At 70.2% G+C, this 25584-nt stretch carries 20 protein-coding genes; 7 read left to right on the top strand and 13 right to left on the bottom strand.

Features of this window, described 5'->3' with window-relative positions; genetic code table 11:
• Window positions 1-5: 5 nt before the first annotated feature.
• On the bottom strand, window positions 6-1274 hold the full coding sequence (locus tag PV682_RS08760) for an MFS transporter (protein ID WP_319725802.1): 1269 nt from the start codon (window positions 1272-1274) through the stop codon (window positions 6-8).
• Window positions 1275-1368: 94 nt separating this feature from the next.
• Here PV682_RS08760 and PV682_RS08755 point away from each other — a divergent pair, with 94 nt between their 5' ends.
• A complete protein-coding gene (locus PV682_RS08755) occupies window positions 1369-2379 on the top strand; it encodes a LacI family DNA-binding transcriptional regulator (protein ID WP_319725800.1) in 1011 nt (336 codons plus the stop codon).
• A 57-nt stretch (window positions 2380-2436) separates the two neighbouring features.
• Here PV682_RS08755 and prcA read toward each other — a convergent pair whose 3' ends face one another.
• The 6 genes from prcA to arc form a co-directional block, all read right to left on the bottom strand.
• Window positions 2437-3207: a proteasome subunit alpha gene (gene prcA / locus PV682_RS08750; protein WP_319725798.1), complete on the bottom strand. Its 771-nt coding sequence runs from the start codon at window positions 3205-3207 to the stop codon at window positions 2437-2439.
• A gap of 61 nt (window positions 3208-3268) precedes the next feature.
• A complete protein-coding gene (gene prcB, locus PV682_RS08745) occupies window positions 3269-4114 on the bottom strand; it encodes a proteasome subunit beta (RefSeq protein WP_055721185.1) in 846 nt (281 codons plus the stop codon).
• Window positions 4066-4299 (bottom strand): endonuclease VII domain-containing protein, encoded by a 234-nt coding sequence (locus PV682_RS08740; protein ID WP_319726289.1) that lies wholly within the window; start codon window positions 4297-4299, stop codon window positions 4066-4068. The genes prcB and PV682_RS08740 overlap by 49 nt, the downstream gene beginning before the upstream one ends.
• A gap of 224 nt (window positions 4300-4523) precedes the next feature.
• Window positions 4524-4742, bottom strand: coding sequence for a ubiquitin-like protein Pup (locus tag PV682_RS08735; RefSeq protein ID WP_319726287.1), 219 nt, complete (start codon window positions 4740-4742; stop codon window positions 4524-4526).
• 154 nt (window positions 4743-4896) lie between these two features.
• The gene (dop, locus tag PV682_RS08730; RefSeq protein ID WP_407705622.1) at window positions 4897-6408 is read right to left on the bottom strand and encodes a depupylase/deamidase Dop; all 1512 of its coding nucleotides are present in this window, start codon (window positions 6406-6408) and stop codon (window positions 4897-4899) included.
• 271 nt (window positions 6409-6679) lie between these two features.
• Window positions 6680-8446, bottom strand: a complete 1767-nt coding sequence (arc, locus tag PV682_RS08725; protein ID WP_055721189.1) for a proteasome ATPase — start codon at window positions 8444-8446, stop codon at window positions 6680-6682.
• Window positions 8447-8698: 252 nt separating this feature from the next.
• On the opposite strand from arc, the gene PV682_RS08720 reads away from it, so the two are divergent.
• Window positions 8699-8992 carry a ferredoxin gene (locus tag PV682_RS08720; RefSeq protein ID WP_319726283.1) on the top strand — a complete coding sequence of 98 codons (294 nt, stop codon included), beginning with the start codon at window positions 8699-8701 and terminating at the stop codon, window positions 8990-8992.
• 37 nt (window positions 8993-9029) lie between these two features.
• Here PV682_RS08720 and PV682_RS08715 read toward each other — a convergent pair whose 3' ends face one another.
• The 3 genes from PV682_RS08715 to PV682_RS08705 all read right to left on the bottom strand — a co-directional run bounded on the left by PV682_RS08715 (window position 9030) and on the right by PV682_RS08705 (window position 12742).
• Entirely contained in the window at window positions 9030-9602 is a 573-nt protein-coding gene (locus tag PV682_RS08715) for a hypothetical protein (protein ID WP_112475069.1), read from the bottom strand.
• Window positions 9603-9890: 288 nt separating this feature from the next.
• Window positions 9891-10796: a tRNA (adenine-N1)-methyltransferase gene (locus PV682_RS08710; RefSeq protein WP_319725792.1), complete on the bottom strand. Its 906-nt coding sequence runs from the start codon at window positions 10794-10796 to the stop codon at window positions 9891-9893.
• 41 nt (window positions 10797-10837) lie between these two features.
• Window positions 10838-12742: a site-2 protease family protein gene (locus PV682_RS08705; RefSeq protein WP_319725790.1), complete on the bottom strand. Its 1905-nt coding sequence runs from the start codon at window positions 12740-12742 to the stop codon at window positions 10838-10840.
• Between the two features lie 964 nt (window positions 12743-13706).
• Between PV682_RS08705 and PV682_RS08700 the strand changes: the two genes are divergently transcribed.
• Together PV682_RS08700 and PV682_RS08695 are read left to right on the top strand one after the other, a co-directional pair.
• Window positions 13707-14474 (top strand): RecB family exonuclease, encoded by a 768-nt coding sequence (locus tag PV682_RS08700; protein ID WP_109365103.1) that lies wholly within the window; start codon window positions 13707-13709, stop codon window positions 14472-14474.
• An 88-nt stretch (window positions 14475-14562) separates the two neighbouring features.
• Complete coding sequence (locus PV682_RS08695) at window positions 14563-15234, top strand: response regulator (RefSeq protein WP_109365101.1); 672 nt, start codon at window positions 14563-14565, stop codon at window positions 15232-15234.
• Between the two features lie 58 nt (window positions 15235-15292).
• Here PV682_RS08695 and PV682_RS08690 read toward each other — a convergent pair whose 3' ends face one another.
• The 3 genes from PV682_RS08690 to metH all read right to left on the bottom strand — a co-directional run bounded on the left by PV682_RS08690 (window position 15293) and on the right by metH (window position 21644).
• On the bottom strand, window positions 15293-16876 hold the full coding sequence (locus tag PV682_RS08690) for an ABC transporter substrate-binding protein (protein ID WP_319725787.1): 1584 nt from the start codon (window positions 16874-16876) through the stop codon (window positions 15293-15295).
• Window positions 16877-17233: 357 nt separating this feature from the next.
• The gene (locus PV682_RS08685) at window positions 17234-17929 is read right to left on the bottom strand and encodes an HAD family hydrolase (RefSeq protein ID WP_319725785.1); all 696 of its coding nucleotides are present in this window, start codon (window positions 17927-17929) and stop codon (window positions 17234-17236) included.
• Window positions 17930-18125: 196 nt separating this feature from the next.
• Window positions 18126-21644 (bottom strand): methionine synthase, encoded by a 3519-nt coding sequence (gene metH, locus PV682_RS08680; protein WP_319725783.1) that lies wholly within the window; start codon window positions 21642-21644, stop codon window positions 18126-18128.
• A 376-nt stretch (window positions 21645-22020) separates the two neighbouring features.
• Between metH and PV682_RS08675 the strand changes: the two genes are divergently transcribed.
• From PV682_RS08675 to glpK, 3 genes are all read left to right on the top strand, one after another.
• Window positions 22021-22785 (top strand): IclR family transcriptional regulator, encoded by a 765-nt coding sequence (locus PV682_RS08675; protein ID WP_319725781.1) that lies wholly within the window; start codon window positions 22021-22023, stop codon window positions 22783-22785.
• 355 nt (window positions 22786-23140) lie between these two features.
• Window positions 23141-23935 (top strand): MIP/aquaporin family protein, encoded by a 795-nt coding sequence (locus tag PV682_RS08670; RefSeq protein WP_319725778.1) that lies wholly within the window; start codon window positions 23141-23143, stop codon window positions 23933-23935.
• A gap of 97 nt (window positions 23936-24032) precedes the next feature.
• A complete protein-coding gene (glpK, locus tag PV682_RS08665) occupies window positions 24033-25571 on the top strand; it encodes a glycerol kinase GlpK (protein ID WP_319725776.1) in 1539 nt (512 codons plus the stop codon).
• Window positions 25572-25584 lie beyond the last annotated feature (13 nt).

Here is a 25584-nt window from a genome sequence, read left to right as displayed (position 1 = left end):
GAACATTACGCCCGATCCCCCGAACTGAAACGGGGTTCGACAGCACGGTTCGGATCATTTTCCGACGACACCACCGCCACCGTACGCACCTCGGGCACCGCCATTACCCCCCTCGTCGCCAGCAAAACCAGCAACGCGGCACAGCCCGCCGCGCCCGGCACCGCGAACCCCCACAGCGTGCCGCCCGCCTCCACCACCGGGCCCGTCACGCCGGTCCCCAGCGCCTGCCCCACCCCGAACATCGTCACCAGCCACGAGAACGCCTCCGTCACCGTCCCGCGCGGCGCGTACCGGTCCACCAGCACGAACGAGCACGCGATGGCGGGCGCCAGGAACACCCCCGCCAGCGCGGTGAGCGCCACCATGGCCACCGCGCCGGGACGCAGCATCAGCGGCAGGTAGCACACCGCCAGCAGCGCCACGATCACTTCGAGGCGCCGCTGCGCCGACCCCGGCCACTGCCGCGCCCCGTACACCGTCCCCCCGGCCAGCGCCCCGAGCCCCAGCGCGGCCAGCAGCCAGCCGTACACCGCGTCCCCGCCGTGCGCGTCCGCGTACGGCACCGACGCCACCGTGATCGAGCCGAGCGCCACCCCGATGAACACGCATGCCCCCAGCAGTGCCAGCAGCGGGCGTGAGCGCAGTGCGCCGAGCCAGTGCGCCTCGCGCGGGGCCGACCGCCACGCGCGCGAGGGCGGCGACACCACCACCGACAGCGCCCCCAGCACGCCCACCGCGTTGATCACCAGCAGTGCCGCCTGCTCCGACCACAGGGCCACGCACAGCGTCACCAGCAGCGGGCCGACCGTGAACATCAGCTCCTGCGCGACCGCGTCCATGGCGTACGCCGTGTGCACCTGGTCCTCGCGCTTCAGCACGGACGGCCACAGGGCCCGCAGGCCGCCCTCCAGCGGCGGGGTCAGCAGGCCCGCGGCCACCACCGCCGTACAGGCGAGCCAGAGCGGCTCCAGGCCCGTCCAGGCGAAGACGGCCATGCCCAGGGCCGAGCCCAGCGCGGCCGGGAGCTGTACGCGCGGCTGGCCGTGCAGGTCGACCAGGCGGCCCAGCGCCGGCTGGCCCACCGCGTTCGCCACGCCGTACACCGCCGCCAGCACCCCGGCGAGGCTGTATGTGCCGCCCTGCGCGCGCGTGAACAGCACGATCGTGATCGCCGCCGTCGCGCACGGCAGCCGGCCCACCAGGGTGCCGGCCAGCAGCCGCGCCGCGTACCGCGCCCGCACGACCTCTCCGTAACCCGCCAGACCCCCGGCCATCGCGCCTCCCGTCGCTCAGGTGTTACGTATAACGTCCAGGGTCATACGTACCATGAGCCGAGACGAACGGTCCAGAACAGGAGGCAGGCTCACGGTGGCACACAGCAGCACCCGACCGACCAGTCGCGACGTCGCCAAAGCCGCCGGAGTCTCCCAGGCAGCCGTCTCCCTCGTCCTCGGCGACAAGTGGCGCGGCCGGGTCGCCGAGACCACCGCCGAACGCGTCCGGCAGGCCGCCCGCGACCTCGGCTACCGGCCCAACCTCGCCGCCCGCAACCTCCGCCTCGGCCACACCCGCACCGTCCTGCTCGTCGTCCCCGCCCTCACCACCGAGTTCTTCGCCGGCGTCTACACCGGAGCCGCCCGCGTCGCCGCCGACCACGGCTTCGGCGTCGTCCTCTACCCCTCCCCCGAAGGCGTGGGCCCCGCCCGCGACCCCTTCGCCAGCGCCCAGGCCGCCCTCGACGGCGTCATCGCCTCCTCCATGGCCGCCGACGCCCTCACCGCCATCCGCGGCGACCAGCTCCCCCTCGTCATGCTCGACAGCGACCCCCGCGGCAGCCTCGGCGCCGCCACCGTCAACCTCGACATCGCCGACGGCACCCGCCAGGTCGCCGACCACCTCCTCGGCCTCGGCCACCGCGACTTCCTCCACCTCGCCGCCGACGTACCCTCCTGGACCTTCCAGGTGCGCGCCGCCGCCCTCGTCGACCGGCTCACCACCGCACCCGGCACCACCCTGCGCACCGCGCGCTCCCCCATCACCATCGAGGACGCCCAGCACGCCGTCACCCGGGCTCTCCACGACGGCCCCCGGCCCACCGCCGTGGTCTGTGACGACGACAAACTCGCCGCCGGCGCCTACAAGGCCCTGCGCCGCCTCGGGCTGCGCATCCCGGACGACGTCTCCGTCACCGGCCTCGACGACCTCGCCCTCGCCACCGCCATCGACCCGGAGCTCACCACCGTCCGCCTCGACGCCGAGCTCTTCGGCGAACGCGGTATGCACGCGCTCCTCGCCGTCCTCGACGGCCGCACGCCCGACCAGGACGACATCCCGGTGCGGCTCGTCGTACGCGGCTCGACCGCGCCGCCGAGGTCCTGAAAAGCCCCGTGCCCCAGCCGGAGGGCCCGGCCGGGGCACGTACAGGGAGAGAGGCGGCTACTCGCCGGAGTCCTCGGAACCCGTGGCGTCCCCGGCGTCGTCCGCGCTCTCCGCCTCCGTCGCCGGGCCCTCCGCCTCCAGCAGGCGCGACAGCTGCGGGCCCACGATGCGCTTGAACTTCCGCTGCTGCGGGCGCGTACGGTCCAGGACGGCCACCTCAAGGCGCTCCGCCGGGATCTCCCGCTGCGTCCCGTTCGCCTCCCGCGACAGCGCCTGCACCGCCAGCTTCAGCGCCTCCGCCAGGCTCATGCCGTCCCGGTGGCGCTGGTCCAGATAGTTGCTGATCAGCTCCGCGTTGCCGCCCACCGCGACCGAACCGTGCTCGTCCACGATCGAGCCGTCGTGCGGCAGCCGGTAGATCTGGTCGCCCTCGACCGTCTCACCGACCTCCGCGACCACCAGCTCCACCTCGTACGGCTTCTCCGCCGACGACGAGAAGATCGTCCCCAGCGTCTGCGCGTACACGTTCGCGAGGCCCCGCGCGGTCACATCGTCACGGTCGTAGGTGTAACCCCGCAGGTCCGCGTAGCGCACACCGCCGATCCTGAGGTTCTCGTACTCGTTGTACTTGCCCGCCGCCGCGAACCCGATCCGGTCGTAGATCTCGCTGAACTTGTGCAGCGCGCGCGACGGATTCTCGCCGACGAACACGATGCCGTCGGCGTACTGGAGGACGACCAGGCTCCGGCCCCGCGCGATGCCCTTGCGGGCATACTCCGCGCGATCCGCCATCGCCTGCTGGGGGGAGACATAGAACGGCGTCGACACCGGTTACCCGTCCTTTTCTGTGGAAGTCACTCGATCACCTGACAAGAAACGAGATCCGCCGCTACAGCAGCGCGGCCCGCGGGCCGTCCGGCTGCTCCAGCCGCTTCTCCAGCACCGACCGCGCGATCTCGGCCGACTGATCGTCCGTCAGCCTGCGGAAACCCTCGTCGGTGATCACCGTGACGATCGGATAGATCCGGCGCGCGACATCCGGGCCGCCCGTCGCCGAGTCGTCGTCCGCCGCGTCGTACAGCGCCTGCACCACCAGGGTCGTCGCCTCGGACTCGGTCAGGCCCGCGTGGAACAGCTTCTTCATCGCGCCCCGCGCGAAGATCGAACCCGAGCCGACCGCCGCGAAGTTCTGCTCCTCGGAACGGCCGCCCGTCACGTCGTAGCTGAAGATCCGGCCCTTCGCGCGGTCCACGTCGAACCCGGCGAACAGCGGGACCACGGCCAGGCCCTGCATCGCCATGCCCAGGTTCGACCTGATCATCGTCGACAGGCGGTTCGCCTTGCCCTCCAGCGAGAGCTGCGCGCCCTCCACCTTCTCGAAGTGCTCCAGCTCCAGCTGGAACAGCTTCACCATCTCCACCGCGAGGCCCGCCGTGCCGGCGATCCCGACCGCCGAGTACTCGTCCGCCGGGAACACCTTCTCGATGTCCCGCTGGGCGATCATGTTCCCCATCGTCGCGCGGCGGTCGCCCGCGAGGATCACCCCGCCCTGGAACGTCACCGCGACGATCGTCGTCCCGTGCGGGGCCTCCACCACGCCCTGCACCGGCGGCAACTGCCGGTTCCCCGGCAGCAGTTGCGGCTGATGTGCCGACAGGAAGTCCATGAACGACGAGGACCCGGGCGTCAGGAAGGCAGCTGGTAGACGCCCGGTGCTACGAGTGTTGGCTTCCACGAGATTCCTTCCAGGTAGGAGGCCGCCCGACGAACCGCATCGGGGTCGTCCCCCAACTTGCCGATGGCCGAATTGCAGTTGAAGCACAGTACGCCACGGACCCTACCCGTCTCATGGCAGTGATCCACATGAACGGCGGGGGCTTTCAGGCAGATGACACAGAGCCCTTTCTGCTCGGCGATCATCTCGTCGCGCTGGGCTTCGGTTGGCTTCCCGGCGGCGCCGGTAGTGCGCGGCACCGTACTCGGCCACGCACTCCCGGCACCGGGACTGAAGACCGTCCCGCCGGTTCTTGTCCTTCGCGAACGACTTGAGCGGCAGATCCCGCCCGCAGCCCGGGCAGCGCTTCGCGTTGGGTTCGTCCATGACCTTCGCCCCCCGTAACCTTCGATTCGAAGGCCAATTCGGACTACTCCCCACCTTTCTGAACAAATCCACGCACGAAGTCCTCGGCGTTCTCCTCGAGGACATCGTCAATTTCGTCAAGAACCGAGTCGACGTCGTCGCTCAGCTTCTCGTGCCGTTCCTTCAGGTCCTCCGAGCCCGACGTCTCCGCCGCCTGCTCCTCGGCCTCTTCGTTCGTCCGGGTCGCCTTCTGCTGGCCGCCGCCGGTGTCCTTGGTCGCCATAACCCTCACCCCGCTCGATTCGCCCGACATGTCGGTGATGATCAGACCCTATAGTCCGGGTCCGACATCGGCCCCGCAGTTGGTACAACGTGCGGGGGCCACCTCGATGATTCCCGGAGGAGGGGGTTTCCACCCGTGTCCGGGGATCATGTGTTCAGCCGCCGGAGAGGACCCTGACCAGGTCTTCCGCGGTCCGGCAGCGGTCCAGAAGCTCCTTGACGTGATTTCGCGTTCCGCGTAGCGGTTCCAGGGTTGGGACGCGCTGGAGGCTGTCGCGCCCGGGCAGGTCGAAGATGACGGAGTCCCAGGACGCGGCGGCGACGTCGTCGGCGTACTGGTCGAGGCACCGCCCCCGGAAGTACGCCCGGGTGTCCTCGGGCGGCTCGGACATCGCCCGCTCGACGTCCCGCTCGTCCAGCAGCCGCTTCATGCGCCCGCGCGCGGCGAGCCGGTTGTAGAGCCCCTTCTCGGCCCGTACGTCGGCGTACTGGAGGTCGACGAGGTGCAGGCGCGCGGCGTCCCAGTCGAGGTCGTCACGGCGCCGGTAGCCCTCCATCAGCTCCTTCTTGGCGACCCAGTCGAGCTCCCCGGCGAGGCTCATGGGGTCGTTCTCCAGCCGCGTGAGGGTGTCCTCCCAGCGCGCGAGGACGTCCTTGGTCTGCTCGTCCGCGTCCGCGCCGTAGCGTTCCTCGACGTACTTGCGGGACAGCTCGTAGTACTCCATCTGGAGTTGTACGGCGGTGAGTGTGCGCCCGCTGCGGAGGGTGACGAGGCGCTGGAGGCCGGGGTCGTGGGAGACCTGGTGGAGGGTGCGGACGGGCTGGTCGACGGCGAGGTCGACGGCGATGAAGCCGTCCTCGATCATGGAGAGGACCAGGGCCGTCGTGCCGAGTTTGAGGTAGGTGGAGATCTCGGAGAGGTTCGCGTCGCCGATGATGACGTGCAGGCGGCGGTACTTCTCCGCGTCCGCGTGGGGTTCGTCGCGGGTGTTGATGATGGGCCGCTTGAGGGTGGTCTCCAGGCCGACCTCGACCTCGAAGTAGTCGGCGCGCTGGCTGATCTGGAAGCCGTGTTCGTGGCCGTCCTGGCCGATGCCGACGCGTCCGGCGCCGGTGAAGACCTGGCGGGAGACGAAGAAGGGCGTGAGGTGGCGCACGATGTCGCTGAAGGCGGTCTCGCGCTTCATCAGGTAGTTCTCGTGCGTCCCGTAGGAGGCGCCCTTGTTGTCGGTGTTGTTCTTGTAGAGGTGGATGGGCTGGGCGCCGGGGAGCTGGGCGGCTCGTTCGGCGGCCTCGGCCATGATGCGCTCGCCGGCCTTGTCCCACAGGACGGCGTCGCGGGGGTTGGTGACTTCGGGCGAGCTGTACTCGGGGTGGGCGTGGTCGACGTAGAGGCGGGCGCCGTTGGTGAGGATGACGTTGGCGAGGCCGATGTCCTCGTCGGTGAGCTGGCTGGCGTCGGCGGCCTCCCGGGCGAGGTCGAATCCCCGGGCGTCGCGCAGGGGGTTCTCCTCCTCGAAGTCCCAGCGGGCCCGGCGGGCCCGGTGCATCGCCGCGGCGTAGGCGTTGACGATCTGGGACGAGGTGAGCATGGCATTGGCGTTGGGGTGGCCGGGGACGGAGATGCCGTACTCCGTCTCGATGCCCATTACTCGCCGTACGGTCATGCGGCCCTCCTTGCCCGGCGGCGCCCTTCGTGGGCGTCGCTCAAGTACCGCTGGTGCTGCGGTGCGTGTGCGGTGCCCGTCCCCGCACTGTGCGACTCGGCGGTACGAAAGAGCCTAGAACGCCTGCGCGCCGTCGGGGAGATCATTTGCGTCATTGCCTCGGTCCGGCTTGTGGCCGGTTTTTCTGTTGTGCGGGGGCTATGCGGTTTTTCCCGGGGAGTAAAACAGGGCGGCTGCGAGTGCCGGGGGCACCCGCAGCCGCCCTGTCTTCTTACAGGTACTGTCCGGTGTTCGCCACCGTGTCGATGGAGCGGCCGGTGTCGGCGCCCTGCTTTCCGGTGATGAGGGTGCGGATGTAGACGATCCGTTCGCCCTTCTTTCCGGAGATGCGGGCCCAGTCGTCCGGGTTGGTGGTGTTGGGGAGGTCCTCGTTCTCCTTGAACTCGTCCACGCATGCCTGGAGGAGGTGGGAGACGCGCAGGCCCTTCTGTTCTTTCTCCAGGAAGTCCTTGATCGCCATTTTCTTGGCGCGCCCGACGATGTTCTCGATCATGGCGCCGGAGTTGAAGTCCTTGAAGTAGAGAACTTCTTTGTCTCCGTTGGCGTAGGTGACTTCGAGGAAGCGGTTTTCCTCGGATTCGGCGTACATGTGCTCGACGGCGGTCTGGATCATGCTCTCGACGGTGACCGTCTTGCTGCCTCCGTGTTCGCCGAGGTCGTCGGCGTGCAGGGGGAGGCGTTCGGTGAGGTACTTGCCGAAGATGTCCTTGGCGGCTTCCGCGTCGGGGCGCTCGATCTTGATCTTCACGTCGAGGCGGCCGGGGCGCAGGATGGCCGGGTCGATCATGTCCTCGCGGTTGGAGGCGCCGATGACGACGACGTTCTGGAGGCCCTCGACGCCGTCGATCTCGGCGAGGAGCTGGGGGACGATGGTGTTCTCGACGTCGGAGCTGACGCCGGAGCCGCGGGTGCGGAAGAGGGATTCCATCTCGTCGAAGAAGACGATGACGGGGGTGCCCTCGGACGCCTTCTCGCGGGCGCGCTGGAAGACGAGGCGGATCTGCCGCTCGGTCTCGCCGACGTACTTGTTGAGGAGTTCGGGGCCCTTGATGTTGAGGAAGAAGCTCTTGCCCTGGGCCTGGCCGGTGACCTCGGCGACCTTCTTGGCCAGCGAGTTGGCGACGGCCTTGGCGATGAGCGTCTTGCCGCATCCGGGGGGCCCGTAGAGCAGGACGCCCTTGGGCGGGCGCAGCTCGTGCTCCTTGAACAGGTCCGGGTACAGGTACGGGAGTTCGACCGCGTCGCGGATGGCCTCGATCTGTCCGCCGAGGCCGCCGATCTGCTCGTAGCCGATGTCGGGGACCTCTTCGAGGACGAGTTCCTCGACCTCGCTCTTGGGCACGATCTCGTAGACGTAGCCGGAGCGGGGTTCGAGGAGGAGGGCGTCACCGGGCCGGATGGTGACGTCGAGGAGCGGTTCGGCGAGCCGGACCACCCTTTCCTCGTCGGTGTGGCCCTGGACGAGGGCGCGTTCGCCGTCCTCCAGGATCTCCTTGAGGGTGACGATGTCGCCGACGCTCTCGAACTCCATGGCCTCGACCACGTTGAGTGCTTCGTTGAGCATCACTTCCTGGCCGCGCCTGAGGTCGTCGAGGTCGACGCTCGGGCTGACGTTCACGCGGAGTTTGCGGCCTCCGGTGAAGATGTCGGCGGTGCCGTCCTCGTTGGCCGCCAGGAAGACTCCGAAGCCGGCCGGGGGCTGTGCGAGCCGGTCGACCTCCTCCTTGAGGGCGACGATCTGGTCGCGGGCCTCGCGGAGCGTGTTGGCGAGTCGTTCGTTCTGGGCGGACACGCCGGCCAGGTTGGTCTGTAGCTCGACGATCCGCTCTTCGAGAATCCTCGTGTGCCGCGGAGAGTCGGCGAGCTTGCGGCGCAGGACGGCGATCTCCTGCTCAAGGTAGGCAATCTGCCCGGACGGGTCGTCGGACCCTCGTCCCGGGCGGATGCCGCGGTTCATGTCGTCGTCGTGGGCTGCCACGGTCCTCACCTCCTCCATGGGGAGCTGGACGCTTCCAGACCCTACCTGGGTGGGTGTCGGTTGAAACCCCTAGATCACAAAGACGGTCGGGGTGTGTCCGATCTTCACCCTTGCGCTCTCCCTCACGCCAGGGGAATACCCACCGAACATGATTGGGAAGCCGGTCCGGGTAGGGTCGAAGTGTTCAACGGCGGTCAGAGCCTGCATGGTTCCCGTGGGGCTCGGTGTTAAACGGCGGGAGTCTCGGGAGTGGTGGACGTGGTCGCGGAGGCGGGTGCGCTGGAGGTCTGGATCGACCAGGACCTCTGCACGGGGGACGGGATCTGCGCGCAGTACGCGCCGGAGGTGTTCGAGCTCGACATCGACGGTCTGGCGTACGTGCGGGGTCCGGGTGACGAGCTGTTGCAGCATCCGGGTGCGGTGGTTCCGGTTCCGCTGCCGCTGCTGGCGGATGTGGTGGATTCGGCGCGGGAGTGTCCGGGCGAGTGCATCCATGTACGGCGCGTTTCGGACAGCGTGGAGGTCTACGGCCCGGACGCGGAGTGACGGTTCGCTCACCCCGGGTCCGGTCGCGTGGCCGGTTTCAGACGCTGTGCGCGCCGGCCGGTGCCGTACGGACGAACCGGTCGTCCTTCCACCGCCACTGGGCCTCGCTCTTGACGTCGGGGCAGCAACGGGGCACGTCCGGCGTGGAGTAGCCGAGGATGCTCGCGCGTACGGCGCCGTCGGTGACCGCGACGGTGGTGACCGTGTTGCGGTCCTGGGCGGTGACGAGGGTGGCGACGACGCGCGGGGCGCTGTCCTTCGGGCCCCGGGTGAGGACGTACACGCTGTCGGGCGGGGTGCCCATCGGGGCGTCGCAGTGGACGACGGCGACGGTTTCCGGCCGTCCGTCCCCGTCGAGGTCTCCGGCGGCCTGTTTCACGACCAGCGCCTTCACGGGGCCGCAGTCCAGGGGGAACTTCACGCCGAGTACGGACGGGGCGACGGCGGCCGGTCTGTCGTCCGCCTTCGTCGTGGGCTGCGCGGCGGTCGCGGGTCCCGGCTGGATCACCGAGGAGAGGGCGACGACCCCCGCGAGGGCGGTGGCGGTCGCGACCCAGTGGATCGGGCGGGTGTGCGTGTGGGCCAGTTCCGGGACGACGGGGTGCTGCACGAGAGCGCGTCTCCTGTGGGGCTGTGCCGAAAGGGGGCGGGTGTGCGCGGGGGGGGTGGTGCGTGGGGTGGGGGTGCCCAGCATGGTGCCACACGGGGTGGGGTGGGGGAACGGCGGGGGCGGGCGGGGTGGTCGTGGAGGCGGTGGGACTGCCGGTGGTTCTAGGTGGTTCTGGCGGTGTTCCGCCGGCGGTTCTGTCGCACAAGATGCCGATACGACGATGCCGCGGCGGAGTTCCGTACGGCTGTGCGGGAACTCTGCCGCGGCATGCGGGCGTTGGACGGGGTGTCAGCGCTCCCCGGTGCCGCCGTCGGCGTTGGGGCCGGAGTAGTCCTCGCCGTAGGCGCCCTTGGCGGGGCGGCGGCGGCGCATCGGCGGCTCGACGCCGTCGGCGAGGCGGCGGGCGGTGAGGAGGAAGCCGGTGTGGCCGATCATGCGGTGGTCCGGGCGGACGGCGAGACCCTCGATGTGCCAGTTGCGGATCATCGACTCCCAGGCGGTGGGCTCGTTGAAGGAGCCGATCTCGCGGATGGACTCGACGGTCCGGGCGAGCTGGGTGGTGGTCGCGACGTAGCAGCAGAGGATGCCGCCGGGGACGAGCGCCTTGGAGACGGCCTCCAGGCACTCCCAGGGGGCGAGCATGTCGAGGATGACGCGGTCGACGTCCGTGTCGGACAGGTTGTCCTGGAGGTCGCCGACGGTGAGCTGCCAGGCGGGGTGCGGGCCCCCGAAGTAGCGCTCCACGTTCTGCTGCGCGATCTCCGCGAAGTCCTCGCGGCGCTCGTAGCTGTGCAGCATGCCCTGGTCGCCGACGGCGCGCAGCAGGAAGCTGCTGAGCGAGCCGGAGCCGACGCCGGCCTCGACGACGCGCGCGCCGGGGAAGATGTCGGCGAAGGCGAGGATCTGTCCCGCGTCCTTCGGGTAGACGACGGCTGCCCCGCGGGGCATGGACAGGACGTAGTCGGGGAGCAGGGGGCGCAGCGCGAGGTAGGCGACGTTCCCGGTGGTGCGGACAACGCTGCCCTCGGGTGCGCCGATCAGTTCGTCGTGCGGGAAGGAACCCTTGTGGGTGTGGAAGTTCTTCCCGGCTTCGAGCGTGAACGTGTAGTGGCGGCCCTTGGGGTCGGTCAGCTGAACCTGGTCCCCGACCTTGAAGGGCCCGCGCCTGCGGGCGGCACCGGTCGGTTCGGACATGTGAACAGCCTACCGGCGTTTCGGGGGGCCGCCGACCACGGTCAGCTGGGGCGGGCCATGGCCTTCACGAAGGCGCGTTCCACGTCGGCGGCGGACAGGACGCCGTAGATCTCGCCGGTGTCCTCGACGACGAGGTACTCGGTGGCGGGGGTGGCGCGCAGGACGTCGAGGAGGTCCTCGCCGGCGAGTTCCGCGGAGACGCGCATGCCGTCGGTGAGGTCCTGGGCGAGGCCGCTGACGGCGACCCAGGGGCGGCGGTGTTCGGGTACGCCGACGATGGCGGCCTCGCGGACCAGGGAGAGGGGTTCGCCGTTGGCGTCGACGACGACCAGCGCGCGGGCGCCTGCCGCGTTCGCCCGGCGCAGGGCCTCCGAGAGGGGGGTGTCCGTCTCGACGGGGACCGCGCGGCGGGTGAGGTTGCGGGCGCGCAGTTCCGGGAGGTGTTCGCGCAGGCGGGCCATGCGGAGGCTGTTGCCGGCGCCGGTCCAGATGATCGCGGCGAGGATCGCGGCGAGCAGGGCGTCGGTGACGGTGTCCATGCCGACGCTGTCCTCGGCGGTCGTGCCGAGCGCGCCGGACTGGGTGAGCAGGGGGAGGCCGATCAGGACGGAGACGGCGAGCGCCCTGCCGACCCAGGCCGCAGCGATCGTGCCCTTCATCGGCTTGCCGGTGACCTTCCAGACGATCGCGCGCAGCATCCGGCCGCCGTCCAGGGGGAGGCCGGGGAGGAGGTTGAAGATCGCCACGATCAGGTTGGAGATCATCAGGCCGGCCAGCAGGACGCCGGGGACCGTGCCCGGTTCGACCAGGAGCATCGCCAGGTAGAACACGCCGGACAGGACGAGGGACAGGAGCGGGCCCACGAACGCCAGCCAGAACTCCCGGCCCGGTGTCTCCGCCTCCTTCTCGATCTCCGACACGCCGCCGAAGAACTGCAACTGGATGCGGCGGACGGGGAGTTCGAAGCGGAGGGCGGCGACCGTGTGGGCGAGTTCGTGGACCAGTACGGAGGCGTAGAAGGCGACGGCGAAGAAGAGCGCGACGAGGTAGCGGCCGGCGCCGAGCTCCGGGAGCACCCGGTCCAGCTGGCCGCCGAACACCCACGTGATCAGCGCGGCGACGAGAAACCAGCTCGGCGCGACGTACACGGGCACCCCGAAGGGCCGCCCCATCAGAATCCCGCTACGCGGTTCCCGCGCCTTCTCCGCCTCCTTCTTCCCGGCCCCGGCATGCCCGTGCGCGTGCGCCCGGTCGGGGTGGGTGTCGGGAGTCGTGTACGGGCTGGGGGCGGGGGGCTGGGGCTTCTCGGAAGGCTCGGGGTCGGTGGGAGCGGCGGACGCCGGGGGCTCAGCGGAGGGTTCGGTGGAGGCGGCGGACGCCAGGGGCTCAGCGGAGGGTTCGCCGGCCGGGGGGTCGGCGGGGAGCCTGATCTGCCGGGTCGCGTCGTCGGACTGCGGCTCGTCGGAGGAGTGCGGGCCAGGGGCAGCGGTGCCGCCCGGCCGCTCGGGCTCGACGGGTCGGCCGGCCTGACGGGGCGCGTCGCCGGAGGGCTGAGCGCCGGAGGCGTCCGGGGCGCTGGGGGCCTCGGGCTCGACGGGTCGGCCGGCCTGGCGGGGCGCGTTGCCGGAGGCGTCCGGGGTGGTGGGGGGCTCAGGCTCGGCAGGCTGGCTGAGGGGCCGTGTCGTGTCGTCGGACGGCTCGGCGGGGCGGCGGATCTGGCGGGTCGCGTCGTCGGGCTGCGGCTCTGCGGGGGGCTGAGCGGCGGACGCGTCCTCGTCGGTGGGGCGGCGGATCTGGCGGGTCGATTCGTCCGGGGAGTCGTTCGTGGGGGGTTCGGGCTCGGGGGTGTGGGGGGGTGTGGACGCCTTGGGTGCAGGGTCGGAGGGGCGCTCGGTCGGCTGTTCGTTGTCCGGCCGCGGCTGCCCGCTCCCGCCGCTTTCCACCACGGTGTCCCCTCGATCGAAAGGTCTCCCGCTCCTGCCGGGCGGAAGGGTCTGTGACCGATGGTATGCGGCCGTCGCGACGCGTTCCGCCCCGGCACCCCCTGTGTTCGCCCGGCCGTCGGGAAGCGCGCGTGCGGGATGTACGTGACTGTCAGTGGCGGGTCGTAGGGTCTGGGGCATGGAGAGCAGCAGCGAGGGTGTGGCGCAGGGCCGCGAGGGGGCGGACGCGCGGGCGTGTGAGCCGGTTACCTCCGGTGGTGGTGCGGGGGCCTCCGGTGGTGGTGCGGTTGTCGGGCGGGTGAGGGCTGGGGATGTGCGGCCCGTGGTGGCGGGGGTGCCGGTCGCGGCGTCCGGTGCCGCTTCCGCCTACGACGCCGGCGAGGCGACCGTCTCCGGCGATGCCCCCGCCGCTCCCCCGGCGTCCTCGGGCAGAGCCGCGGGTCGTGCTGCCGACGCGGTGGCGGCGTTGGTCGCGCGGGTGGGAGGGGTGGGGGCCGAGGGGTCGGACGGCCGGGGCGTCGGCTCGGCTGGTGTCCACCGGGTGGGCGGGGGCGCTGCGGACGCCGGCCCGGCTGCTGTCGAGCGCGTTGCGGACGAGGCTTTCGCCTACGCGGGCTCCGCCGACACGGCTGCCTCCGGCGGGGCTTCATCCGACGCGGCCTCCGTCGACACGGCTGCCGGCCACGAGGCTCCCTCCGTCGGGGGTTCCGTCGACACAGCTGCCGCCGACCCGGCCTCCTCCGCCGAGACTTCCGTCGACACGGCCTCCACCGATGGGGCTTCCGTCAAGGGTGCCTCCGTCGGCGGTCCCCCCTCCGCCGCGTCCCCTGTCCACTCCCCCGTCTCCCCGGGCCCCGACTCCAGCGGCCCCGTCTCCCTTGCGGCGCCCGCCCTCACCCCCGGTGTCCCGGGCTCCCGTACCCCCGCCGTTCCCTCCTCTCTCTCCCCCTCCCGGGCCAGTGACTTCATGCAGTGTCCGTTGCTGTACCGGTTCCGGGTGATCGACCGGCTGCCGGAGAAGCCGAGTGAGGCGGCGACTCGGGGGACGCTGGTGCACTCGGTGCTGGAGCGGCTGTTCGATGCGCCGGCCGGGGAGCGGACCGTGCCTCGGGCGAAGGGGTTGGTGCCGGGGCAGTGGGAGAGGCTGCGGGAACACCGGCCCGAGGTCGCCGAGTTGTTCTCGGACGACCCTGAGGGGGAGCGGCTCGCCCGGTGGCTGGGTGAGGCGGAGCGGCTCGTGGAGCGGTGGTTCACGCTGGAGGATCCGACGCGGCTGGAGCCCGCGGAGCGGGAGTTGTTCGTCGAGGCCGAGCTGGAGTCGGGGCTGACGCTGCGCGGGATCATCGACCGGGTCGACGTCGCGCCGACCGGCGAGGTGCGGATCGTCGACTACAAGACGGGCAAGGCGCCGCGCCCGGAGTACGCGGAGGGCGCCCTGTTCCAGATGAAGTTCTACGCGCTGGTGGTGTGGCGCCTGAAGAACGTGGTCCCCCGCCGGCTCCAGCTCGTGTACCTCGGCAGCGGCGACGTCGTCACGTACGACCCGGTCCCCGCTGACCTGGAGCGCGTCGAACGCAAACTCCTCGCCCTGTGGGAGGCGATCAGCGAAGCGACCCGCACCGGCGACTGGCGTCCCCGCCCGACAAAGCTGTGCGGCTGGTGCGACCACCAGCTCCACTGCCCGGAGTTCGGCGGCACGCCCCCGCCGTACCCCCTCCCGGCCCCGTGCCCGTAGCCGCCTCCGTCCCCTCCCCCTCCGGGCCGCTCGCCCCCCTCGCCCCTCCGCAGGGCAGAATGGGCCCGGACTATCGAAGGAGACTTTCGTGGCCATCCGTGTCCTACTGGTCGACGACCAGCCGCTGCTGCGTACCGGCTTCCGGATGATTCTGGAGGCGGAGCAGGACATCGCGGTCGTGGGGGAGGCCGGTGACGGTCTACAGGCACTGGACCAGGTGCGGGCGTTGCAGCCCGACGTGGTGCTGATGGACATCCGGATGCCGCGGATGGACGGCGTGGAGGCGACCCGGCAGATCACGGGCCCGGAGCGCGACGGCCCGGCGAAGGTGCTGGTGCTGACGACGTTCGACCTGGACGAGTACGTCGTGGAGGCCCTGCGCGCGGGGGCCAGCGGTTTCCTGCTGAAGGACGCGCCCGCGAACGAGCTGGTGCAGGCGATCAGGGTGGTCGCGGGCGGCGAGGCGATGCTCGCGCCCAGCATCACGCGCCGTCTGCTGGACAAGTACGCGACGCACCTGCCGTCCGGCGACGACCCGGTCCCCGACACCCTGCACACGCTGACCGACCGCGAGGTCGAGGTCCTGAAGCTGGTCGCCCGGGGCCTGTCGAACGCGGAGATCGCGGCGGACCTGTTCGTGAGCGAGACGACGGTCAAGACGCATGTGGGTCACGTCCTGACGAAACTGGGCCTGCGGGACCGGGTGCAGGCGGCGGTGTACGCGTACGAGAGCGGCTTGGTGCGCCCGGGGGCGCAGTAGGAGACCGACGCGGGGCGCCTCTTCGAGAAGGGGCGCCCCGTTTTCGTACCCGAAGGACTCAGCCCTTGCTGAGTTCCCAGAAGCGGAAGACCGTCGACGCGTCGAGGCAGTATTCGAGGCCGTAGACGGCGTCGCGGGTGACGGCGTACTGCTTGGCCTGCCAGACGGGGAGGACGGGGAGCTGGTCGGCGACGATGTCCTGGAGCTGGGCGTAGTCCTTGTCGGTGTCGGCGCGGTTGCTCTGGGCGGCGGTGCGGGGGATGAGGGTGCCGGTGATGGTCTCGTTGGTGTAGTGGTTGTTCAGGACGTTGCCGGCGCCGAAGAAGGGGGCGGTGAAGTTGTCGGCGTCGGGGTAGTCGGGGACCCAGCCCTTGACGTAGACGCCGTACTTGCCGGCCTCGATGTCCTTCTCGTACTGGTCGAAGGCGACGGACTTGACCTTCGCGTCGAAGAGGCCGCTGGCGTTGAGCTGGGCGGCGATGGTCTTGAGTTCCTGGTCGGTGGCGGGGCCGTAGCGGGACGGCGTGGACCAGAGGGTGAGCTCGACCTTGTCGGTGATGCCGCCGGCGCGCAGGGCCGCTTCGGCCTTCTCGGCGGAGGGGCGGGCGCCGTAGCGGTCGAAGAAGGCGGTGTTGTGGCCGGTGATGCCCGCGGGGATGATCGAGTACAGGGGGTCGGCGGTGCCCTGGTAGACGTCCTTGATGAGGGCGTCGCGGTCGATGAGGTGGGCGATGGCCTGGCGGACGGGGAGTTTCCCGGCGACGGGGTCCTTCATGTTGAAGACGAGGTGCTGGACCTCGGCGCTGGAGCCCTCGACGACGTCGACGACGTCCTTGGTGTCGGCGCTCTGCTGGACGTCGGTGATGTCGGCGGCGGTCAGCCCGCGGTAGGCGATGTCGACCTTGCCGTCGAGGAGGGCCTTCTTGAGTCCCGCCTGGTCGCCGTGGAAGAACTTGAGGGTGACGCCGGAGTTCTTGACCTGGGCGTTTCCCTTGTAGTTCTCGTTGACGGAGAACACGGCCTGGTCCTCGCCGAAGGATTCGAGTTTGTAGGGGCCCGAACCGACGGCTTTGCCGTCCTTGCGGAGGCCGTTCGTGTCGTACTGCTTGCGGTCGACGATGGAGCCGGCGCCGGAGGCGAGTTTGCTGGGGAAGGTGGCGTCGGCGACCTTGAGGCGGAAGACGACGGTGTGTTCGTCGGGCGCCTCGACCTTGTCGAGCATGGGGAACATGATCGCGGGGCCGGCGTCGTCGTTGATCTTCAGCATGCGGTCGAAGGAGTACTTGACGTCCTCGGAGGTGAGGGAGTCACCGTTGCTGAACTTCAGTCCCGATTTCAGGGTGCACTCGTAGACCTTGGTCTCGGTGTCGGTGAAGGTGCACTCCTTCGCGGCGTCCGGCTCGGGGTCGGTGCCGCCCTTGGGGAAGGAGAGCAGGGACTGGAAGACGTTGTTGAACAGCAGCCAGGAGCCGGGGTCGTAGCCGGAGGCGGGGTCGGTGGCGAGGACGTCGTCGGACATCCCCATGACCACGGAGGAGCCGCTGCCCCCGGAGGAGCCGTTCTCGGAGCCGCAGCCGGTCAACAGGCCGGAGGCGAGCCCTGCCACGATCGGGAGGACCGGCCACTGGGTGCGCTTGTTCACGTGTACGTGCCTTGTCGTCGGAATCTCGGTGTCTCGTCGGTCGGGTCGTGGCGACGATCGCGGGGTTCTCGGGGTTGTTCTGTATGAGATTAGTGGGCGTCCGCGAGTCGCCTTGCGGTGACCGGAGTTGACGATTCCTCACGCTGTGGAGCCGGGTATGGACGGACCGGAGAACCGGGCCGGGAATGTTTCGTGCAGCGGTTCATCAATCGGGACACTTGGCCGGGCCGGGGCGGGCCGGAACCCCTGTCCGCGAGTGGGGAACGTCACATCGCGGCGGGGCGGTGTTCCGGACGTTCCCCGGAAAGGCCGGAGAACCGCCGTCATCCGTGAATTACCAGGCCACCGGGGTTTTTGTCAGCCGGTCACGAGGGCGCGCAGGAAGGTCACGTCGACGTGTTCCAGGGACGGGACGACGGTGCGGCGGGCGGCGGGGGCGATCGGGGCGACCGACGGGACGGCCACGACCTGGCATCCGGCGGCCTCGGCGGCGGCGACACCGGTCGCGGTGTCCTCGATGACCGCGCATCTGGCCGGATCCACGCCGAGGCGGCTCGCCGCGAGGAGGTAGGGCTCGGGGTGCGGCTTGGTGCGGGCGACCTCGTCGCCGGCGACGGAGAGCCGGAAGTGCTGGGGGCCGAGCGAGGTGAGGACGCGGTCGATGATGCGCCGGTGGGAGGCGGAGACCAGGGCGGTCGGCACGTCGTGCGCGGCGAGTTCGGCGAGCAGGCGGGCGGCGCCGGGCATCAGGGGCAGGGCGCGGCCGATGCGGTCCTCGAAGCCGTCGTTGAGCAGGACGGAGACTTCGTCGAGGGTGATGTCGGCGCCGGTGGCCTCGATGAGGAAGCCGGCGCTGCGGGTCATGGGGCCGCCGACCACGACGTGCCGCCAGGAGTCGTCGAGGGTGTGGCCGAGGCGGGCGAAGATCTCGACCTCGATGTCCCACCAGAAGCCTTCGGTGTCCACCAGGGTGCCGTCCATGTCGAGCAGGACGGCCTGGAGGGCGGAGCCCTCGGCGGTGAGGGCTGCGGGTGCGGGGACCGTACTGGTCATCCACGACCTCCTTGTAGGACGAGAGGGACACGCAGGCCGGTCACTTCCCCGGGTGGGGAGGCGACCGGCCTGCGGTGGACCGACCAGTGTACGACTCGGCCGGGTGGCGCGCTTCCCGGTTTCCCGGCCCGGGTCCCGGGTCCTTACAGACGCCGTGGCGGGCCGGAGGGTTCAGCGGGTCAGCGGGCAGAAGGGGTCAGCGGGCGTTGAAGTACTTCGCCTCCGGGTGGTGGAGGACGATCGCGTCGGTGGACTGCTCGGGGTGGAGCTGGAACTCCTCCGAGAGGTGGACGCCGATGCGTTCGGGCTGGAGGAGTTCGGCGATCTTCGCGCGGTCCTCCAGGTTGGGGCAGGCGCCGTAGCCGAGGGAGAAGCGGGCGCCGCGGTACTTGAGGTCGAACATGTCGGTGATCTCGGCGGGGTCCTCGCCGCCGAAGCCGAGTTCGGCGCGCACGCGGGCGTGCCAGTACTCGGCGAGGGCCTCGGCGAGCTGGACGGACAGGCCGTGCAGTTCGAGGTAGTCGCGGTAGGCGTTGGCCTCGAAGAGCTTGGCGGTCTCCTCGCCGATGCGGTTTCCGACGGTGACGACCTGGAGGCCGACGACGTCCACCTCCCCGGATTCCTCGGGGCGGAAGAAGTCGGCGAGGCACAGGCGCCGTCCCCGGCGCTGGCGGGGGAAGGTGAAGCGGGTGCGTTCGTTGCCCTGCTCGTCGAGGATGATCAGGTCGTCGTCCTTGGAGACGCACGGGAAGTACCCGTACACGACGGCCGCTTCGAGCAGGTTGTCGGTCTGGAGCCGGTCGAGGAGGCCGCGCAGGCGGGGCCGGCCCTCGTTCTCGACGAGTTCCTCGTACGTCGGCCCGTCGCCCGCGCGCGCCTGCTTGAGGCCCCACTGCCCCTTGAAGAGGGCGCCCTCGTCGAGCCAGCTGGCGTAGTCCTTGAGGGGGATGCCCTTGATGATGCGGGTGCCCTGGAAGGGGGCCTTCGGTACGGGGTTGTCGATGGCGACGTCCGAGCGGACGTGCCCTTCCTCCGCCGGCTGCTCCTCGGTCTGTACGGCGGCCGTGGCGCGGACCCGGCGCTGTTTCAGCTCGGGCAGGGCGGCGCCGGGGACGCCGCGCTTGACGCCGATGAGGGCGTCCATGAGGCGCAGGCCCTCGAAGGCGTCGCGGGCGTAGCGGACCTCGCCCTCGTACAGCTCGTGGAGGTCTTGTTCGACGTAGGCGCGGGTGAGGGCGGCGCCGCCGAGGATGACGGGGTAGCTGGCGGCGAGGCCGCGCTGGTTCAGCTCCTGGAGGTTCTCCTTCATGATCACGGTGGATTTCACGAGGAGTCCGGACATGCCGATGACGTCGGCCTTGTGTTCCTCGGCGGCGTCGAGGATCGCGGAGACGGGCTGTTTGATGCCGAGGTTGACGACGTTGTAGCCGTTGTTGGACAGGATGATGTCGACGAGGTTCTTGCCGATGTCGTGGACGTCGCCGCGGACGGTGGCCAGCACGATGGTGCCCTTGCCGTCGGCGTCCGTCTTCTCCATGTGGGGTTCGAGGTGGGCGACGGCCGTCTTCATGACCTCGGCGGACTGGAGGACGAACGGCAGCTGCATCTGGCCGGAGCCGAAGAGTTCCCCGACGACCTTCATGCCGTCCAGGAGCGTGTCGTTGACGATGTCGAGGGCGGGGCGGGTCGTCAGGGCGTCGTCGAGGTCGGCCTCCAGGCCGTTCTTCTCGCCGTCGATGATGCGGCGCTTGAGGCGTTCCTCCAGCGGCAGGGCGGCGAGTTCCTCGGCCTTGCCGGCCTTGAGGGACTTGGCGGTGGCGCCCTCGAAGAGGGCCATCAGTTTCTGGAGGGGGTCGTAGCCCTCGGTCCGGCGGTCGTAGACGAGGTCGAGGGCGGTGGTGACCTCCTCCTCGCTGAAGCGGGCGATGGGGAGGATCTTCGACGCGTGGACGATCGCGGAGTCCAGGCCCGCCTTGACGCATTCGTCGAGGAAGACCGAGTTCAGGAGGATGCGGGCGGCCGGGTTGAGGCCGAAGGAGATGTTGGACAGGCCGAGGGTGGTCTGTACGTCGGGGTGGCGGCGCTTGAGTTCGCGGATCGCCTCGATGGTGGCGATGCCGTCGCCGCGGGACTCCTCCTGGCCGGTGCAGATGGTGAAGGTCAGGGTGTCGATGAGGATGTCCGACTCGCGGATGCCCCAGTTGCCGGTGAGGTCGTCGATGAGGCGTTCGGCGATCTCGACCTTCTTCTCGGGGGTGCGGGCCTGGCCCTCCTCGTCGATGGTCAGGGCGATCAGGGCGGCGCCGTGTTCCCGGGCGAGCCTGGTGACCTTCGCGAAGCGGGACTCGGGGCCGTCGCCGTCCTCGTAGTTGACCGAGTTGATGACCGCGCGCCCGCCGAGCTTCTCCAGGCCCGCCTGGATGACGTCCACCTCGGTGGAGTCCAGGACGATCGGGAGGGTCGAGGCGGTGGCGAAGCGGCCGGCGAGTTCGTCCATGTCGGCGACGCCGTCGCGGCCGACGTAGTCCACGCAGAGGTCCAGCATGTGGGCGCCTTCGCGGATCTGCTCGCGGGCCATCTCGACGCAGTCGTCCCAGCGGGCCTCCAGCATGGCCTCGCGGAACTTCTTGGAGCCGTTGGCGTTGGTGCGCTCCCCGATCGCCATGTACGCGGTGTCCTGGCGGAACGGGACGGTCTGGTACAGGGACGCGGCGCCGGGTTCCGGGCGCGGGTCGCGGGGGGTGGGGGTGAGGCCCCGCACGCGCTGGACGAGCTGGCGCAGGTGCTCGGGGGTGGTGCCGCAGCAGCCGCCGATCAGGCTCAGGCCGTAGTCCCGGACGAACGTCTCGTGGGCGTCGGCGAGCTCGGGGGCCGTCAGCGGGTAGGTGGCGCCGTCCTTGCCGAGCACGGGCAGACCGGCGTTCGGCATGCACGACAGGGGGACGCGGGCGTTGCGGGCGAGGTAGCGCAGGTGCTCGCTCATCTCGGCCGGGCCGGTCGCGCAGTTCATGCCGATCATGTCGATGCCGAGGGGCTCCAGCGCGGTGAGCGCGGCGCCGATCTCGGAGCCCAGCAGCATCGTGCCGGTGGTCTCGACGGTGACCGAGACGATGATCGGTACGTCGAGGCCGGCGAGCTCCCGGGCGCGCTGGGCGCCGATCACGGCGGCCTTCGTCTGGAGGAGGTCCTGGGTGGTCTCGACGATCAGGGCGTCGGCGCCGCCCTCGATGAGGCCCTCGGCGTTCTGCTGGAACGCGTCCCGGATCGTCGTGTACGCGACGTGGCCCAGGGTCGGGAGTTTCGTGCCGGGGCCGATGGAGCCCAGCACCCAGCGCTGGCGGCCGTCGCGCGCGGTGTACGCGTCGGCGGTCTCGCGGGCGATCCTGGCGCCCGCCGCGGAGAGTTCGTGGACGCGCTCGGGGATGTCGTACTCGGCGAGGGCCGCGAAGTTGGCGCCGAACGTGTTGGTCTCGACGCAGTCGACCTCGGCGTCGAAGTACGCCTCGTGGACGGAGCGGACGATGTCCGGGCGGGTGAGGTTGAGGATCTCGTTGCAGCCCTCCAGGTCCTGGAAGTCCTCCAGGGTCGGCTCCTGGGCCTGGAGCATCGTGCCCATCGCTCCGTCGGCGACCACCACGCGGGTGGCGAGCGCCTCTCGGAGCGCGGACACACGGGTCCGGCTGTCGGCGGAAGGGGTCAGCGGCACAGAGGCCATGTAAGGGCTCCCTCAGGTGCGACGGCTGTCGGCTTTGGGGCCAGGGTAGCGGGGACCGGGGGTCCGCCGTCAGGTCGTTCCAGGGGACGGACCGCGGGGGTCGAGTGATTCTCGTCCGGCCGGGGGGTTCACGGGGGCGCGGGGGTGTCGCTTCCGGCCGGTTTCGTGGGGGTGGGGATCCGGTTCGTCTGGATGTGGGGATACTTCGGGGGCTCCGGGGGGTGGAATACGGGGGAACACGCGGGTGACGGTCGTTGGCAGGAGGTCGACATGGACCGGTAGTGTTCGGCATTGTCGAACCGTGGCTGAGGTTGGGCCATGGGAGCGCGGCCGGTGTGGACGTACGGCGGTCGAAGGGGACGGAGGCAGGACGGCGATGGCACGGAACATCCAGTCGCTCGAACGGGCAGCCGCGATGCTGCGGCTCCTCGGGGGCGGCGAGCGGCGGCTCGGCCTGTCGGACATCGCCTCGGCCCTGGGGCTGGCGAAGGGCACGGCGCACGGCATCCTGCGGACCCTCCAGCAGGAGGGGTTCGTGGAGCAGGACGACGCGTCGGGGCGGTACCAGCTGGGCGCGGAGCTGCTGCGCCTGGGGACGACGTACCTGGACGTGCACGAGCTGCGCGCGCGGGCGCTGGTGTGGACCGACGATCTGGCGCGCGCGAGCGGCGAGAGCGTGCACCTGGGGGTGCTGCACCAGCAGGGCGTGCTGATCGTGCACCACGTGTTCCGGCCGGACGACAGCCGGCAGGTGCTGGAGATCGGGGCGATGCAGCCGCTGCACTCGACGGCGCTGGGCAAGGTGCTGTCGGCGTACGACCCGGTCGCGCACAGCGAGGCGCTGGATTCGGAGCGCAGGGCGTTCACGGACCGTACGGTGTGCGATCCGAAGGTGTTCGAGCAGGTCCTCGACATCACGCGCGCGCGTGGGTACGCGGCGGACGTGGAGGAGACCTGGGAGGGCGTCGCGTCGGTCGCGGCGCCGATCCACGACCGGCGGCGGATGCCGGTGGGCGCGGTGGGGATCACCGGCGCGGTGGAGCGGGTGTGTCCGGACGGCGAGCTGCGGCCCGAGCTGATCGCGTCGGTGCGGGACTGCGCGCGTGCGGTGTCGCGGGATCTGGGTGCGGGCAGGTTCTGATGCGTGCGGGCGGGGTCTGAGAAGTACGTGAGAGGCCACCGGGACGTCGGGCGACGTTCCGGTTCTCGGCATACCCTGATCCGGACATAAACGGTCAGACATGGGCCGATCTCGCGAAGATCAATAACCCATGACTATCAATAACGATCGCGTTTCCGATAACAGAACTCTTGACTCACGCGTCACGCCGCGACAAGACTCCCGTCCATCGGTCGGCATTGTCGAACACCTACCGGCAATACGCGCTAGAGTGTGACAGTGCCAAGGGCCGGCATCGCTCTCACCCCGAGGGCACGGAACTCCCGGAGGGACCCGGGGTTCGGCTTCCCCTGGACGAAGGACAAAGGAGTCGCGGGTGTCCAGCTCCGACATCTTCATCGGCGAGACCATCGGTACCGCCCTGCTCATCCTGCTCGGCGGCGGCGTGGTCGCGGCCGTGGTACTCAAGGGCTCGAAAGCCCGTAACGCCGGCTGGCTCGCCATCACCTTCGGGTGGGGTTTCGCCGTTCTGACAGCCGCTTACACCACCGGACCGCTCTCCGGTGCGCATCTCAACCCGGCCGTGACCCTGGCGCTCGCGCTCAAGAAGGACGGCATCGACTGGAGCGACGTCCCGGTCTACTGGGGCGGGCAGCTGCTCGGCGCCATGATCGGCGCGGCCCTGGTGTGGATCGCCTACTACGGCCACTTCCACGCGCACCTCACCGACAAGGAGATCGTCGGCGACACGGACGCGACGGCCACCAAGGCCGTCGAGGCGCGGGAACAGGGCGCGGGCCCGGTCCTGGGCATCTTCTCCACCGGCCCGGAGATCCGGGTGGTCTGGCAGAACCTCGCCACGGAGATCATCGGTACGTTCGTCCTGGTGATCGCGATCCTGGCGCAGGGCCTCAACGACAGCGGCAAGGGCCTCGGTGTGGTCGGCGCCCTGATCACCTCCTTCGTGGTCGTCGCGGTCGGTCTGTCCCTCGGTGGCCCGACCGGCTACGCGATCAACCCGGCCCGTGACCTCGGTCCGCGCATCGTGCACGCGCTCCTGCCGCTGCCCAACAAGGGCGGTTCCGACTGGGGCTACGCCTGGATCCCGGTGGTCGGCCCGCTCGTCGGCGCCGCTCTCGCCGCGGGTCTCTACAACGTCGCGTTCGTCTGACAGCCGCGGGTTTCACCCGTACGAGGTACGGGTTTTCGAAACTCTCGGCGAACGCCGATCGTCAAGCCCCATAACCACGGAATCCCAGGAGCAGACAGTGACCGACTCCCACACCACCGGCCCGTTCATCGCCGCGATCGACCAGGGCACCACCTCCAGCCGCTGCATCGTCTTCGACAAGGACGGCCGGATCGTCTCGGTCGACCAGAAGGAGCACGAGCAGATCTTCCCGAAGCCGGGCTGGGTCGAGCACGACGCGAACGAGATCTGGACGAACGTCCAGGAGGTCGTCGCCGGCGCCATCGCCAAGGCGGGCATCACGCGCGACGACATCAAGGCCATCGGCATCACCAACCAGCGCGAGACGACGCTGCTGTGGGACAAGAACACCGGTGAGCCCGTCCACAACGCGATCGTCTGGCAGGACACGCGCACGGACGCCCTCTGCAAGGAGCTGGGCCGCAACGTCGGCCAGGACCGCTTCCGCCGCGAGACCGGCCTCCCGCTGGCCTCCTACTTCGCCGGCCCCAAGGCCCGCTGGCTGCTCGACAACGTCGAGGGCCTGCGCGAGCGCGCCGAGGCGGGCGACATCCTCTTCGGCACGATGGACACCTGGGTCATCTGGAACCTGACGGGCGGTGTCAACGGCGGCAAGCACTACACCGACGTCACCAACGCCTCCCGCACGATGCTGATGAACCTGCACACCCTCGCGTGGGACGAGAAGATCGCCGAGTCCATCGGCGTGCCGATGCGGATGCTGCCCGAGATCCGCTCCTCCGCCGAGGTGTACGGCGAGGTCACCGGCGGCTCCCTCGGCGAGCTGCTCGGCGGCATCCCGGTCGCCTCCGCGCTCGGCGACCAGCAGGCGGCCCTGTTCGGCCAGACCTGTTTCTCCGAGGGCGAGGCCAAGTCCACGTACGGCACCGGCACGTTCATGCTGATGAACACCGGCGAGAAGATCATCAACTCGTACTCCGGGCTGCTCACCACGGTCGGCTACCGCATCGGCGACCAGGCCCCGGTCTACGCCCTGGAGGGCTCGATCGCGGTCACCGGTTCGCTGGTGCAGTGGATGCGCGACCAGATGGGCCTCATCTCCACCGCCGCCGAGATCGAGACGCTCGCCCTGTCCGTCGAGGACAACGGCGGCGCCTACTTCGTCCCGGCGTTCTCCGGCCTGTTCGCCCCGCACTGGCGCTCCGACGCCCGCGGCGTGATCGCCGGCCTCACCCGGTACGTCACGAAGGCGCACCTCGCGCGCGCCGTCCTGGAGGCCACGGCCTGGCAGACCCGTGAGATCACCGACGCCATGACGAAGGACTCCGGCGTCGAGCTCGCGGCCCTCAAGGTCGACGGCGGCATGACCTCCAACAACCTGCTGATGCAGACCCTCTCGGACTTCCTGGACGCGCCGGTGGTGCGCCCGATGGTCGCCGAGACGACCTGCCTCGGCGCCGCCTACGCCGCCGGCCTCGCCGTCGGCTTCTGGACCAGCACCGACGACCTGCGCGCCAACTGGCGCCGGGCCGCCGAGTGGACCCCCCGCATGGACGCGGAGACCCGCGACCGTGAGTACAAGACCTGGCTCAAGGCCGTCGAGCGGACCATGGGCTGGATCGAGGACGAGAGCTGAAGCGAACCCCCCG

This window comes from Streptomyces niveiscabiei, from assembly GCF_033794345.1.
Classification (GTDB): domain Bacteria; phylum Actinomycetota; class Actinomycetes; order Streptomycetales; family Streptomycetaceae; genus Streptomyces; species Streptomyces niveiscabiei.
The sequence above is the reverse complement of the archived record's forward strand: the minus strand, read 5'-3'. Positions and strand labels throughout refer to the sequence as shown.

Bases quoted from the DNA above. Each gene is read 5' to 3' on its own strand.
- PV682_RS08760 (WP_319725802.1), bottom strand. From the start codon at position 1,274: ATGGCCGGGGGTCTGGCGGGTTACGGAGAGGTCGTGCGGGCGCGGTAC.
- PV682_RS08740 (WP_319726289.1), bottom strand. From the start codon at position 4,299: ATGATCGCCGAGCAGAAAGGGCTCTGTGTCATCTGCCTGAAAGCCCCC.
- PV682_RS08735 (WP_319726287.1), bottom strand. From the start codon at position 4,742: ATGGCGACCAAGGACACCGGCGGCGGCCAGCAGAAGGCGACCCGGACG.
- dop (WP_407705622.1), bottom strand. From the start codon at position 6,408: ATGACCGTACGGCGAGTAATGGGCATCGAGACGGAGTACGGCATCTCC.
- PV682_RS08710 (WP_319725792.1), bottom strand. From the start codon at position 10,796: ATGTCCGAACCGACCGGTGCCGCCCGCAGGCGCGGGCCCTTCAAGGTC.
- PV682_RS08700 (WP_109365103.1), top strand. From the start codon at position 13,707: ATGCAGTGTCCGTTGCTGTACCGGTTCCGGGTGATCGACCGGCTGCCG.
- PV682_RS08685 (WP_319725785.1), bottom strand. From the start codon at position 17,929: ATGACCAGTACGGTCCCCGCACCCGCAGCCCTCACCGCCGAGGGCTCC.
- metH (WP_319725783.1), bottom strand. From the start codon at position 21,644: ATGGCCTCTGTGCCGCTGACCCCTTCCGCCGACAGCCGGACCCGTGTG.
- PV682_RS08675 (WP_319725781.1), top strand. From the start codon at position 22,021: ATGGCACGGAACATCCAGTCGCTCGAACGGGCAGCCGCGATGCTGCGG.